The organism is Kitasatospora sp. NPDC004240 (assembly GCF_053603215.1).
In genome coordinates this window covers 1-13,214 of sequence record NZ_JBSGFD010000064.1, presented here as the reverse complement: position 1 = coordinate 13,214, position 13,214 = coordinate 1, and the positions used below count along the sequence as shown (strand labels likewise).

Below are 13,214 nucleotides of genomic sequence, written 5' to 3'. Positions count from 1 at the left end.
GTGCGCGTACACGATGCCCGCTGTGCACGGACACGAGGAACGGGGCCGGACGCCGGTCAGGCCGCCTCGGCGCGCCCCGCGCCCGCGGTCTCCGGCCGGCCGGGCCACCAGAAGCGCTGGCCGGTGAGCAGGACCAGCGCGGGGACGAGGATCGTGCGCACCAGCAGGGTGTCCAGCAGGACACCGAGGCCGACGATGACGCCGATCTGCGTCAGGGTGATCAGCGGCAGGACGCCGAGGACGGCGAAGACGGCGGCGAGCAGGATGCCGGCGCTGGTGATGACGCCGCCGGTGGCGGTGAGGGCGCGGAGCACCGCGCTACGGGTGTCGTGCCCGGCGAGGGTGTCCTCGCGGGTGCGGGCGATGAGGAAGATGTTGTAGTCCACGCCCAGGGCCACGAGGAACAGGAACGACAGCAGGGGGACGTTGGTGTCCAGGGCCGGGAAGTCGTAGACGGTCCGGAAGATCACCCAGCCGGCGCCCAGCGCGGCGAAGTACGAGGCGATGACCGTCGCGACCAGCAGCAGCGGCGCGACCAGGGCGCGGAGCAGGGCGATCAGCACGACGAGGACGATGGCGAGGACGAGGGGGACGACGACGCGGGTGTCGCGCGCGTCGGCGCGGGCGGTGTCGTACTCCTCGGCGGTGGCGCCGCCGACCAGGGCGTCCGCGGCGGGCACCCGGGCGACGCGTTCGCGCAGCCGCTCGACGGCGCGGTCGGACGCCTCGCTGCCGGGGGCGGCGTCGAGGACCACCTCGGCGCGGGCCCAGCGCTCGGTGCGGGCGCCGGAGGTGACGGCGGCGACGCCGTCGACACCGCGGGCCGCCTCGGCGACCTGGTCGGCGGTGGCCGGGGTGGAGAGCAGGACGAGCGGTTCGGCGGACCCGGCGGGCTGGACGGCGGCGAGGGTGCGCTGTCCGAGCACGGCCTCGGGGGCGGTGCGGAAGGCGTCGGCCCGGGCGATCCCGGTCCGCAGGTCGCTCGCGCCGGCGGCGAGGAGCAGCAGGACGGCGGTGCCGGCCAGGGCGATCCGGGCGGGGCGCCGGGCCACCACGCGTCCGACGCGGGACCACAGGCCGCGGCGGTCGGTGGTGACGGCGTCGCCGACCCGCGGGACGAGTGGCCAGAAGAGCCACCGTCCGGGCAGCACCAGGGCGGCGGGCAGGACGACCAGGCCGAAGACCATCGCGGTGAGGATGCCGACGGCGCCGGCGAGCCCGAGGCCGCGGTTGCCGGTGAGTTCGGCGGTGAGCAGGGTGAGCAGGCTCAGCACCACGGTGGTGCCGCTCGCCAGGACGGCGGGCGCGGTGCCGCGCCAGGCGCGGGCCATGGCCGTGAACCGGTCCTCGGTGAGGTGGAGTTCGTCGCGGTAGCGGGAGACGAACAGCAGTGCGTAGTCGGTACCGGCGCCGAAGACCAGGACGGAGAGGATGCCGGCCGCGGAGGCGTCGACCTCCACGCCCGCGTACGGGGCCAGGGCGCCCACGAGGACACCGGCCAGGCGGTCGCCGGCGCCGACGACGAGCAGCGGGACGAGCCAGAGGACGGGGCTGCGGTAGGTGACCAGCAGCAGGACGGCGACGACCGAGGCGGTGCCGATCAGCAGGTTGGTGTCGGCGCCGGCGAAGACCGCGCCGACGTCGGCGCGGAAGGCGGGCCCGCCGGTCACCTCGGCCCGCAGCGGGGCGGGCAGACCGTCGGAGGCGGTGCGGCGGATCCGGTCGACGGCGGCGGTGTTCTCCTCGTCGCCGGCGCCGGTGGGCAGCAGGACGGCCACCGTGGCGACCCGGCCGTCGACGAGGTTCGGGCGGGCCGCGTCGGGGGCGAGCCCGAGCGCGCCGAGCGAGGTGGCGCGTCCGGCGACGAGGGCCTGGTGTTCGGGGGTCAGGGGACTGCCGTCGGTGGTGCTGTAGACGACGATCGCGGGCGCCGCCGCCCCGGACGGGAACGTCGCGACGATCTCCTTGACCCTCGCGGACTGGGAGGAGTCGGGGAGCGCGGTGCCGGTGGCCTCGGTGGTGGCGGCGCCGGACGGGCCGAGCGCGAAGGCCGCGCCGAGTCCGATCAGGGTCAGCAGCAGGACGAGCCAGGCGGTGGCGCGGGGCCGGCGGGGGACGCCGGGGCCCGAGGGGGGCGGGCCCGCGGTGGGCCGCAGGGGGGAGCCGGGCAGGGTTCGGGACACGGGGGCGCCTTCTAGGAATCGTTAAGCAGCTTAGCGATCCCTACCGTGTCAGAATGACGGGCATGGCGCAACAGGCACGCGGAGCGGCCGCCGGAGCGGATTCCGGCACCCCGGGGGGCGGACCGGCCGGCGGCGTACCCGCCGGTGGCGAGCCCGTCGGGGACGAGCTCTCCCGGTCCCTGCGCGAGGTGCTGACCCTCACCCAGCTGGCGCGCGCCGTCCTGGCGGAGCGGCTGGAGATGCCCCTGACCAACGTCGAGGCGGTCGAGCACGTCATCATGGCGAAGGGCGCCGGCGAGCCGATCGGCCCGGTCGAACTCTCCCGCCGCCTCGGCGTCACCAGCGCGGCCGCGACCCAGTCCGTGAACCGGCTCGTCGCCGAGGGCCACATGACCCGCGCCCCCCACCCGGTCGACCGCCGCCGGCAGATCCTGCACGTCACCGACGACGGCCGCCGGCACGTCATGGGGGAGCTGGCACCGCTCCTGACCCTGCTCCTCGGGGCGGCGGACGGTCTCTCCGACGCCGAGCGCGCCGGCGCCCGGCGCTACCTCGACCAGGTGGCCGCCGCCTACCGCACCTACCTCGCCGAGGACCCCGGCCACTGAGCCCGTACGGGGAGGCCCGCGCGCGGGACCCGGAAGGTGGGCCCGGGGCCTGGCGGGCGGGCCCCGGGGCCCGGCGGGCGTAAAACGGGGCGGAGCACGGGCCGCGGACACTACTGTCGTTCCCGCCCCCACCCCGCTCCCGCCACCCCCCCGGAAGAGGCATGACGAGCACCTCACCCTCCACCACGGCCGACGGCATATCCGACGAGGCCGAGCAGGCGCAGCGTCACATCCTGCGCGTCCTGGTCGCCTCGCAGGTCCTCAGCGGCGCCGGGCTCGCCGCCGGTGTCACCGTCGGCGCGCTCCTCGCCCAGGACATGCTCGGCTCCACCGGCCTCGCCGGAGTGCCCAGCGCCCTGTTCACCGCCGGATCGGCCCTCGCCGCGGTCGCCGTGGGCCGCATCTCGCAGGCCCGCGGCCGCCGGCCCGGGCTCGCCGCCGGCTACCTCACGGGTGCGGTCGGCTCCGCGGGCGTCATCACCGCCGCCGTCCTGGACAGCCCGGTCCTGCTGTTCCTCGCCCTGTTCGTCTACGGCGCCGGCACCGCCACCAACCTCCAGGCCCGGTACGCCGGCGCCGACCTCGCCCCGCCGCACCGCCGCGCGCGGGCCGTCTCCACCGTGCTGGTCGCCACCACCCTCGGCGGCGTCGCCGGCCCCAACCTCGCCGCCCCCACCGGCAGGCTCGCCGAATCCCTCGGCATCCCGAACCTCGCCGGGCCCTTCCTCCTCGGCGGCGTCGCCTACGCCCTGGCCGCCCTCGTCCTCGCGCTCCGGCTGAGGCCCGACCCGCTGCTGCTGGCCCGTGACCTCGCCGACGCGAAGGTCGACCCGGCCGCCACCGACCCGGCCGCGGCCGACCCCGGGGACGCCGACGCGGGGGACGGCCGTTCCGGTGTGCTCCTCGGCGCGCTGGTGATGGTCCTCACCCAGCTGGTCATGGTGGCGATCATGACGATGACACCGGTCCACATGCACGACCACGGCCACGGCACCGCCGCCTCCGGCCTGGTGATCGCCATTCACATCGGGGCCATGTACCTGCCGTCCCCGCTGACCGGCTGGCTCGTCGACCGCCACGGCGGCTCCAGGATCGCCGCCGCCTCCGGAGTCACCCTGCTGGCCGCCGGCGTCCTCGCCGCCGCCGCGCCCGACGACTCCGTCGTCCTGCTGGCCGTCGCCCTGGCCCTGCTCGGCCTCGGCTGGAACCTGGGCCTCGTCTCCGGCACCGCGATCATCACCGACACCGTCCCGCTCGCCACCCGGGCCAGGACCCAGGGCATGGTCGACGTCTCCATCGCCCTCGCCGGCGCCACCGGGGGCCTCAGCTCCGGCGCCGTGGTCGCGGCCGCCGGCTACCCGGTGCTCGCCCTGGCCGGCGGTCTGCTGTCCCTCGCCCTGCTACCCGCGGTCGCGATGACGGCCCGCCGCCGCTGACCGGGCGTCACCTCGCCGGCCGGGCCGCTCCGTCCACGGAGCTGCCCGGCCGGGGGCGCGTCGGTGACGAACGACGGGCTCTCGTAAGATCCACACCGACACGGCACCCGGCGCGTCCGGCCCGGTGGCCGTCCTCCCACCCCCGAGCCGGAAGCGGGTCCATGGAGCAAACAGTCTTCTCGGTGACGCTCGTCGTGGCCCTCGTCGTCGGCACTGTCACGTTCCAGCTCAACGCCAACCGGAGGAAGGCCCGGGTCGAGAACCTCGACCCGACCGCCTACGGGATGGTGCCGCGGAGTGCGCTCGACCCGGAGGCGGCCGGCCCCCCGAGGCCCGCGTACCGGCGGCGGGAGATCCAGGCGATGGCCGATGCCGCCTGGCGGGGCGACTGGCGGCCGGTCGCCGGGTACGTCGCCTCCGCCGGCCAGGACTGGGACGAGCGCTGGTCGCGCATCCAGCTGCTCGGGCAGATCGCGGCGGAGGACGACGCCTGGCTGGAGAAGTGGCAGGCGGCCGAACCTGGCAGCTGCGACGCGGCGGTGACGCAGGCGCACCTGATGGTGCAGCGCGCCTGGAAGGTCCGCGGCTACGGCTATGCGCCCGAGGTCCCCGCTGCGGCCATGGCCGAGTTCCGCCGGCTGCTGCCCGCCGCGATCGAGGAGGCCCGCCGGGCAGCCCTGCTCGACCCGCGCGACCCCAATCCCTGGGTCGTCATGATCACCGCCGCGCGCGGAGCCCGCTACAGGAACGGACAGTTCCGCGAGCTCTGGGCCGAACTCGTCGCCCGGGCGCCGCACCACTACGACGCGCACTGGCAGGCGCTGCAGTACTGGTGCGCCAAGTGGCACGGCACCGACCGGAAGATGATGCGCTTCGCCCGGCGCACGGTCCGCCGGGCACCGGCGGGCAGCCCGCTGGCCGGGCTCACCCTCCGCGCGCTGTACGAGCGGGAGCGGCGCAGGCCGGCCGGCCAGGTGCCCGACTCGTTGGTCGCCCGTCGGCACCTGGTGTCGGTCGCGTCCGCCCTGGCGCTGGTGCCCGAGGACGACCCCCACCTGCCGCAGCTGCGCCACCTGCTGGCCCACCACCTGGTGCGGGCGCGGCTCTGGCGGCCGGCGCTGGAGCAGTTCCGGCTGATCGGGCCGTGGTGCGGGGCGGCCCCCTGGACGGACTACCGCGATCCGGCGGCCGCCTTCGACCTGGCCCGCCGCACGGCCGCCGCCCGCTCGGGCGTGCAGCCGGGCGAGGGCGTCCGGCTCGGGGAGGGGAAGAAGCAGAACCACCTGTGGTGACCCCGTAGGCCGGGCCGGGCCGGGGTCGGTCGGGCGGGGTCGGCCGAGCGAGGTCAGCCGGGCGGGGGAAGGATCGGCCGCCGGGCAGGGGGGCGTCGGCGCGGGAGCGGGCCCCGCCCCGCCGCACCCGTTATCCAGGGGGCATGTCGCTTTCGCATCCCGGCAGGCCCCGGCTCCGTGACCGGCTCCGCCCCCGGCCCCGGCCCCGTGGCCCCGTCCCGCCATCGGCCGGCCGGCCGTGGGCCACCGCCGCAGCGGAGGGCGGTGCGGGATGCCGGTGAGGCCGCGCCCGCCCCGGCGGCCGACGCGAGGGACGGCCGGCGGCGCGGGACCGGTGCTGCGCTCCCTCTCCGACCACGCCTGGCGGCTGCTGGTCGTCGCGGCGGCCGGCTATCTGGTGCTGATGGTCCTGGGGCGCTTCCACCTGATCGGTCTGGCCGCGTTCCTCGCCCTGGTGATCACCTCCGTGGTCCGGCCCGTCGTCGACCTGGCCGCCCGCGTCCTGCCCCGGCCACCGGCCGTCCTGGTCGGGCTGGCCGTCGCGCTCCTGGTGCCGGCCGGACTGCTCGCGCTGATCGGTGAGAGCGTCGCGGTCGAGGTCTCCACCCTGGCCAAGGAGTTCCAGAGCGGACTGGACCGGCTGGAGAGGTGGTTGGAGCGCGCGCCCTTCCACCTGTCGCCCACGACCTTCGACGACCTGCAGAGCAAGATCTCCGACTTCGTGTCGGAGCACCGGTCGACGCTGATCAGCGCGGCCGTCAGCAACGCCCACCGGGTGGTCGAGGTGGCGACGGGCGCCGCCCTCGCGCTCTTCATGTCGGTGTTCTTCCTGCACTCGGGGGAGCGGATGTGGCGGTGGATCGCCCTCCAGCTGCCGTCCGGCGCCGGTGACCACCTCGACCGGGGCGGCCGGGCCGCCTGGCGGACCTTCGCCGGCTACACCCGGGGCATCGTGATCGTCGCCGCGAGCAATGCCGTCCTGGTGGGCATCGCCCTGTTCCTGCTCGACGTGCCGCTCGCCCTGCCGCTGACCCTGCTGGAGTTCTGCGCGTCGTTCATCCCGCTGGTCGGCTCGCCGATCGCGCTGCTGGCCGCCTCGTTCGTGGCGCTCGCCGCCCGGGGCCCGGTGATCGCGATCGTGGTGCTGCTGCTGATCGTCGTGATCGGCCAGATCGAGGGCCATCTGCTGCACCCGCTCGTGATGAGCTGGGCGGTGAGCCTGCATCCGGTGGTGGTCGCGGTCGCGGTGCTGGCCGGCAGCATCGCGGCTGGGGTGATCGGCGCGATCGTCGCCGTCCCGGCCGTCTCGGTGGTCTGGTCGGTGTACACGGAGCTGCGCGGCCCGAGGAAGGGCCTGCCGTCCTCGCCGCCGCCGGGCTGACGGCGCCAGTGCCGGGCTGAGGACCGCCGCCCGCCCGGCCGGCCGCGCAGCGCCTCGGCGCCGGACGGCGTCGACCACGTGTCTCAGCGCCGGACGGCGTCCACCACGCGCGAGAGGTCCTGCTCGGCGAGGTCCGGGTACGCGAGCAGCAGGTCGCGTACGGCGCCGAGCACCGGACCGCCGCCGGCCAGCGCGAGGTCCTTGGCCGCCAGCCGGACCGGGAAGTCGGAGTCCCGGCTGCGCGCCCGCGCCAGCACGCCTGCCAGCGGCCCGGCCGAGAGCGCGCCGAGCATCAGCTCCTCGGGCAGGCCCAGCGCGTCGCCCAGGGCGAGCGCCTCGGCGACCACGGCCACGCCGCCGACCATCGCGCCGATCACCACGAGCTTGAGGGCGGCCCCCGTCCCGGGCCCGCCGCAGCGCACCACGGTCCCGAGGACGTCCAGTACGGGCTGCGCGCGGTCGAGGTCCTCCTCGCGGCCGCCGGCCAGGACGGTCAGCTTCCCGGCGGCGGCCGGGCCGACGCTGCCCAGCACCGGGGCGTCCACCAGGCCGACGCCGTCGGGCAGTCCCGCCCGCAGCGCGGCCGTCGTCTCCGGGCCGATCGAGGACATGTCGATCCACAGCGCGCCGGGGGCCAGCTCCGCCGTGAACCGCCCGGCCACCGCCTCCACCGCCGCCGGGTCGGCCAGCATGGTCACCACGATGCCGGCGCCCCGCACCGCCTCGGCGGGGTCGGCCGCCGCGATCAGGCCACCCTCGTCCGCCAGGGGCGTACGGTTCCACACCGTCAACGGGTGCCCGGCGTCGGCGAGTCGACGGGCCATCGGGAGGCCCATCCGGCCCAGTCCAAGGAATGCGATCTTCTCCATGGCCACCACGCTAGGGAGGGCCGAGCCAGGCGACAAACGAATGTTCGGCATGGTAGCCATGCGGGATGGACATGGCCTGGCTCGAAGTCTTCCGCACCGCCGCCCAGCTGGGCTCGTTCACCGCCGCCGGTGAGCGGCTGGGGTACACCCAGTCCGCGATATCACGTCAGATATCCGGCCTGGAGGCCGAGTTGGGCGCCGTACTGTTCGACCGGCTGGCCCGCGGCGTACGGCTCACTGAGCACGGGCGGGCGCTGCTCCCGCACGCCGAAGCGCTGCTGGACCGGCTCGACGGCACCCGGCGCGAGCTGGCCGCGGTGACCGGCCTCGGCGCCGGACGGCTGCGCGTGGGCGCCTTCGACAGCGCCAACGCGGCGCTGGTCCCCGGAGCGCTCGCCGGGTTCCGCGCCGCCCACCCGGGGGTGGCGATCTCGCTCACGGAAGGGCTCTCGGCCGAACTGCTCGACCGGCTGCGGGAGGGCGTGATCGACCTCGCCCTGGTCGTGGGCTACCCGGAACAGCCCTTCGACACCGAGGAGTTCGACCTCGCGACGCTTGCCGAGGACCCGGTCCTGGTGGCGCTCCCGAAGGACCACCCGCTGGCCTCGGGGCGGCCGCTGAGGCTGGCCGAACTCGCGGGGGAGGACTGGATCGCCGCCAGCCGCCGTACGGACTCCACCCTGCTGGCCGCCTGCGTCGCCGGCGGGTTCCGTCCCCGCGTCGAGTACACGGTGGCCGGGTGGACGGCCAAGCTGGGCCTGGTCTCCGCCGGTCTCGGCGTGACGCTCATCCCGTCCCTGGCCGCCCGCGCCGCCCGGCCCGACATCGCGCTGGTCCCGCTGCACCCCGAGGAGACCCCGGTCCGGCTGGTGCGCACGGCGACCCGCCGCGGCCGCACCCTGCCGCCGGCCGCGGCGGTCTTCCTCGGCCTCCTGCGCGCGGCCGTGGCCGACGGCACGTCCTGAGCGGTCGCCGGGCTCACGTGGTCCGCCTGGCTCACGTGGTCCGCCTGGCTCGCGCGGTTCGCCGGGCGGCCCGGGGCTCCCTCAGCGGGCGTGGCGCCGGACGCGGTAGCGCAAGCCGGTCGTCGAGGTCAGCCACCCGGTGTCCCGGACGACCCGCCAGCTCGCGTCGACGGCCGGGGCGTGGGTGTCGCCGTCCACCGGCACGTCGATCTCGGTGACCGAGAGCACCGTGGCGTACGGCAGGGCGGCGCGGTAGATCTCCCCGCCGCCGACCACCCAGAGGGCGGGATCACCCGGATCCGGCTCCGGCGGTCGTCCCTCCGCGGCGATCCGCAGCGCCTCGTCGACGGATCCCGCGCGCTCCGCGCCCTCGCCCGTCCACCGCGGATCGCGGGTCACCACGATGTTGCGCCTGCCGGGCAGCGGGCGGAACCGGACGGGCAGCCCGTCCCAGGTGCGGCGTCCCATGACCACGGGACGCCCCAGCGTGGTCGCCTTGAAGTGCGCCAGGTCCTCGGGGAGGTGCCACGGCATGCCGTTGTCCGCGCCGATCACACCGCCGTGGGCCTGCGCCCAGATCATCCCGATGCTCATACCGCGACCGGTGCCTTGATCGCCGGGTGGTGCCGGTAGTCCAGCACCTCCACGTCGGAGTAGGCGTAGTCGAACAGCGAGTCCGCGCGGCGCAGCCGCAGCCGGGGGAACGCGAAGGGCTCGCGCGAGAGCTGCTCGGTCACCTGGTCGCGGTGGTTGTCGTAGATGTGGCAGTCGCCGCCGGTCCAGATGAAGTCGCCCGGTTCCAGGTCGAGCTGCTGCGCCACCATGTGGGTGAGCAGCGCGTAGCTGGCGATGTTGAACGGGACGCCGAGGAACAGGTCCGCGCTGCGCTGGTACAGCTGGCAGGAGAGCCTGCCGTCCGCGACGTGGAACTGGAAGAGGGCGTGGCACGGCGCGAGCGCCATCCGGTCCAGGTCGGCGACGTTCCAGGCGGAGACGATCGCGCGCCGGGAGTCGGGGTCGCGGCGCAGCGTGTCGAGGACCTCGGAGATCTGGTCGACGTGCCGGCCGTCGGGGGTGGGCCAGGAACGCCACTGGACGCCGTAGACCGGTCCGAGCTCGCCCTTCCCGTCGGCCCACTCGTCCCAGATGGTGACGCCGTGCTCCTGCAGCCAGCCGACGTTGGACTCGCCGCGCAGGAACCAGAGCAGCTCGTGGACGATGGACTTGAGGTGCACCTTCTTGGTGGTGACCAGGGGGAACCCCTGCGAGAGGTCGTACCGCAGCTGGTGCCCGAAGACGCTCAGGGTGCCGGTGCCCGTCCGGTCGCCCTTGGTCTTCCCCGTCGTGAGGACGAGCTTCAAAAGATCTTCGTACTGAGTATCCGCCACGTGGGCCGAGTTTACTGGCCCCGCCGTCGGGGCCGGTGGGCGGCCGCGCGCCCGAGGCCGCGGGGAGTGCTCCGCAGCCGGGGGAGGGGGCGTTCCGCGCGCACCTACCCGCTGGTACGCTGCCGCGCGGCCCCGGCGTCGTCCGTGACGGCGAGGGGACCGCCAGGGCGCCCGACGGCGCCCGTGAGGCGTGGGAGGCCGACGTGAGAGTGCACCACCTGGACTGCGCGACCATGTGCCCCGTCGGCGGGCGGCTGCTGCTCGGCAGCGGCGGACCGCTGGTCGGCCGGCTGTCCGCGCACTGCCTGCTGATCGAGGGCCCGAGCGGGCTGGTCCTGGTCGACACCGCCTTCGGGACGGACGACGTCGCGGATCCCGGCCGCCTCGGCCGGCAGTTCCTCACGGTGGTCCGGCCCCGGCTCGACCCCGCCCGTACGGCCCTGCACCAGATCCGTGCCCTCGGGTACGACCCGCGGGACGTGCGCCACATCGTGCTCACCCACCTCGACCTCGACCACGCGGGCGGGATCGGCGACTTCCCGCACGCCCGCGTCCACGTCCTCGACGAGGAGCTGCGTGCCGCTCGCGCCCGGGCCACCCGCGGCGAACGCGACCGCTACCGCCCCGCGCAGTGGGCGCACGACCCGCTGTGGGCGGAGCACCCCCGGGCGGCCGCCACCGAGGACTTCTACGGCCTGCGGGGCATTCCGATCCTGCCGGGAGAGGTGCCCGACCTGCTCCTGGTGCCGCTGCCCGGCCACTCCCGCGGCCACTGCGGAGTCGCCGTCCGGACGGACGGCGGCTGGCTGCTGCACTGCGGCGACGCGTACTTCTCGCACACCGACGTCGACCCGCGCGCGCCGCGCCGCCCGTACGGTCTGACCGCCTTCCAGCACCTGGTGGCCGTCGACCGCGGGGCCCGCCGCGACACCCTGGAGCTCCTGCGCGACCTGCGGCGCACCCACGCCGACGAGGTCCGCCTGGTCTGCGCCCACGACCCGTCCGAGCTCACCGCCCTCGTCCCCGGCCGCTGAACCGCTACCGGCTCATTCCCGCCGACGGTGACCGACCCGGCCGTCCGGCCCCACCGACCAGGACCTACGTGTCCGCCGTCCGACCGGTGTTCCGGCCGCGGGTGGCGCGGTGCAGCACGATCTTCGGCAGGACGAGCCAGCACAGGGTGAACCAGCCCAGGACCGCCGCGGTGAGCACCCAGGCGACCGTCGAGGCGTGCAGGGCGGTGCGCAGCAGGAGCAGCAGGGTGGTGGTGATGGTGAGGGCGAGCAGGACCAGACCGACGTTGATGAGGTGGCCGGCGACCCGGACCAGCTCGGGCTTGACACCGCGGCCGGCGAGGAAGCGGTGGAAGGCGACCGGGGCGATGAGCGTGCCGGTGGCGACCGCGCCGAGCACCACCGCCGCGACGTACAGATGCCGGTCGAAGTCCGGGAGGGCGGTGAACCGCGGGGTGAACACCACGGACAGCAGGAAGCCGAAGAGGATCTGCGCGCCGGTCTGGCAGACCCGCACCTCCTGCAGCATCTCGTTCCAGAGGCGGTCCGCGCGCTCGGACGGCGTCTCGTCACGGTCGGGACCGTTGCTGGCCATGCCGGGTCTCCTCCGGTGATCGGGTTTCCCCCGGTACGGCCTGGCCGGCAACCGGGGGGCCGTACAGTCGGGCTCAGCCCTCGGGTGGCGCCTGCCACACGATGCGCTGGACCGCGGAGGAGGAGATCCAGACCTCGGCGTCACCGTGCCCGGTACGGACCCTCACCCAGCGGCCGGTGACCCGGACCTCGCCCGCGACGTGCGCCGCCGCCGTGTCCGCGCCCGCCACCTGACCCGGGCGGCAGTGCACCACCGCGGGGACCCACCGCTTGCTACCCATGCCCACCAGCCTGGGCGCGGATCCCGCGGTCCACCACCCGGCGGGTCCGAACGGCTGGCCCGGGGCCCGGGTCACCAGCGGTCGTGCACCAGCGGGCGGATCCGCTCGTCGTACAGCTCCCGGATCGCCGCCAGGGTGGCGTCCGGCAGCGGGGGCAGGCCGGCGGCGGCCGCGTTCGCCCGGGCCTGCCCGGTGTCGCGGGCGCCGGGGATGACGGTGGTGACGCCCGGCTGCTGGACGATCCAGCGCAGGGCCGTCTGGGCCGGCGTCGCACCCTCGGGGCTGAGCGCGGCGAACGCCCGGGCGGCCTCCACACCCGTCGCGAAGTCGACCCCGGAGAAGGTCTCGCCCTGGTCGAAGGCCTCGCCGTGCCGGTTGTAGCTGCGGTGGTCGTCCGCGGCGAACGTGGTCCGCTCCGTGTACCGGCCCGACAGCAGCCCGGAGGCCAGCGGCACCCGGGCCAGGACGCCCACCCCGGCCGCGGCCGCCGCGGGCAGCACCCGCTCCAGCGGCTTCAGCCGGAACGCGTTGAGGATGATCTGCACGCTGGCGACCCCCGGCCGGGCGATCGCGGTCAACGCCTCCGCGCAGGTCTCCACGCTCACCCCGTACGCGGCGACGCGCTGCTCGTCGACCAGGGTGTCGAGCGCGTCGAAGACCTCGTCGCTGGAGTACACCGGCGTCGGCGGGCAGTGCAACTGCACCAGGGCGAGCCGCTCGACACCCAGGTTGGCCCGTGAACGGTCGGCCCAGGCCCGGAAGTTGTCGAGCCGGTAGTGCTCCGGCCGCTGCTCCACCCGCCGGCCGAACTTGGTGGCGACCAGCACCTCGGCGTCCGGACGCCCCTTCAGGTACCGGCCGATCAGCTGCTCGCTGCGCCCGTCGCCGTAGACGTCGGCGGTGTCGAAGAGGGTGACGCCGGCCTCGACCGAGGCGTCCAGCACCGCCAGGGCGTCCTCCTCGCGGACGTCACCCCAGTCCGCACCGAGCTGCCAGGTGCCGAGTCCCACCACCGAGACGGGCCGGCCGGTGCGGCCCAGTACGCGCTGTTCCATGGGCCGACCCTCTCACAGCCCGGCCGGGCGGGCCCCTCGGACGATCCCCGGGCCGGCGTCGGCCCGGAGGCCACCAGGCTCGTTGGCCCTGCGGCCCTGCGGCCCTGCGGCCCTGCGGCCCTGCGGCCCTGCGGCCCTGCGAGATCGGA

At 75.6% G+C, this 13,214-nt stretch carries 13 protein-coding genes; 6 read left to right on the top strand and 7 right to left on the bottom strand.

Annotated elements, in window-relative coordinates; translation table 11 throughout:
- Positions 1-56: 56 nt before the first annotated feature.
- A complete protein-coding gene (locus ACWEQL_RS19145; RefSeq protein ID WP_452151437.1) occupies positions 57-2,183 on the bottom strand; it encodes an MMPL family transporter in 2,127 nt (708 codons plus the stop codon).
- 62 nt (positions 2,184-2,245) lie between these two features.
- On the opposite strand from ACWEQL_RS19145, the gene ACWEQL_RS19140 reads away from it, so the two are divergent.
- The 4 genes from ACWEQL_RS19140 (at position 2,246) to ACWEQL_RS19125 (ending at position 6,900) form a co-directional block, all read left to right on the top strand.
- The gene (locus ACWEQL_RS19140; protein ID WP_452151436.1) at positions 2,246-2,791 is read left to right on the top strand and encodes a MarR family winged helix-turn-helix transcriptional regulator; all 546 of its coding nucleotides are present in this window, start codon (positions 2,246-2,248) and stop codon (positions 2,789-2,791) included.
- A gap of 161 nt (positions 2,792-2,952) precedes the next feature.
- Positions 2,953-4,227, top strand: coding sequence for an MFS transporter (locus ACWEQL_RS19135; protein WP_452151435.1), 1,275 nt, complete (start codon positions 2,953-2,955; stop codon positions 4,225-4,227).
- 161 nt (positions 4,228-4,388) lie between these two features.
- Entirely contained in the window at positions 4,389-5,519 is a 1,131-nt protein-coding gene (locus ACWEQL_RS19130) for a hypothetical protein (RefSeq protein ID WP_452151434.1), read from the top strand.
- Positions 5,520-5,790: 271 nt separating this feature from the next.
- Positions 5,791-6,900 (top strand): AI-2E family transporter, encoded by a 1,110-nt coding sequence (locus ACWEQL_RS19125; protein WP_452151433.1) that lies wholly within the window; start codon positions 5,791-5,793, stop codon positions 6,898-6,900.
- A gap of 83 nt (positions 6,901-6,983) precedes the next feature.
- Here ACWEQL_RS19125 and ACWEQL_RS19120 read toward each other — a convergent pair whose 3' ends face one another.
- A complete protein-coding gene (locus tag ACWEQL_RS19120) occupies positions 6,984-7,769 on the bottom strand; it encodes an NAD(P)-dependent oxidoreductase (RefSeq protein WP_452151432.1) in 786 nt (261 codons plus the stop codon).
- Positions 7,770-7,840: 71 nt separating this feature from the next.
- Here ACWEQL_RS19120 and ACWEQL_RS19115 point away from each other — a divergent pair, with 71 nt between their 5' ends.
- A complete protein-coding gene (locus tag ACWEQL_RS19115; RefSeq protein WP_452151431.1) occupies positions 7,841-8,734 on the top strand; it encodes a LysR family transcriptional regulator in 894 nt (297 codons plus the stop codon).
- An 81-nt stretch (positions 8,735-8,815) separates the two neighbouring features.
- Here ACWEQL_RS19115 and ACWEQL_RS19110 read toward each other — a convergent pair whose 3' ends face one another.
- Both ACWEQL_RS19110 and ACWEQL_RS19105 read right to left on the bottom strand, forming a co-directional pair.
- Positions 8,816-9,328 (bottom strand): dihydrofolate reductase, encoded by a 513-nt coding sequence (locus ACWEQL_RS19110; protein WP_452151430.1) that lies wholly within the window; start codon positions 9,326-9,328, stop codon positions 8,816-8,818.
- Entirely contained in the window at positions 9,325-10,122 is a 798-nt protein-coding gene (locus ACWEQL_RS19105; protein WP_452151429.1) for a thymidylate synthase, read from the bottom strand. Before ACWEQL_RS19105 ends, ACWEQL_RS19110 begins: the two co-directional genes overlap by 4 nt.
- A gap of 203 nt (positions 10,123-10,325) precedes the next feature.
- Between ACWEQL_RS19105 and ACWEQL_RS19100 the strand changes: the two genes are divergently transcribed.
- Positions 10,326-11,156, top strand: a complete 831-nt coding sequence (locus ACWEQL_RS19100; protein ID WP_452151428.1) for an MBL fold metallo-hydrolase — start codon at positions 10,326-10,328, stop codon at positions 11,154-11,156.
- A 64-nt stretch (positions 11,157-11,220) separates the two neighbouring features.
- Here the strand turns inward: ACWEQL_RS19100 and ACWEQL_RS19095 are convergent, their stop codons facing one another.
- From ACWEQL_RS19095 to ACWEQL_RS19085, 3 genes are all read right to left on the bottom strand, one after another.
- Positions 11,221-11,730, bottom strand: coding sequence for a DUF6328 family protein (locus tag ACWEQL_RS19095; RefSeq protein ID WP_452151427.1), 510 nt, complete (start codon positions 11,728-11,730; stop codon positions 11,221-11,223).
- A gap of 73 nt (positions 11,731-11,803) precedes the next feature.
- Positions 11,804-12,010: a hypothetical protein gene (locus ACWEQL_RS19090; RefSeq protein ID WP_452151426.1), complete on the bottom strand. Its 207-nt coding sequence runs from the start codon at positions 12,008-12,010 to the stop codon at positions 11,804-11,806.
- Positions 12,011-12,081: 71 nt separating this feature from the next.
- Positions 12,082-13,065 (bottom strand): aldo/keto reductase, encoded by a 984-nt coding sequence (locus ACWEQL_RS19085; protein ID WP_452151425.1) that lies wholly within the window; start codon positions 13,063-13,065, stop codon positions 12,082-12,084.
- Between the last annotated feature and the right edge of the window lie 149 nt (positions 13,066-13,214).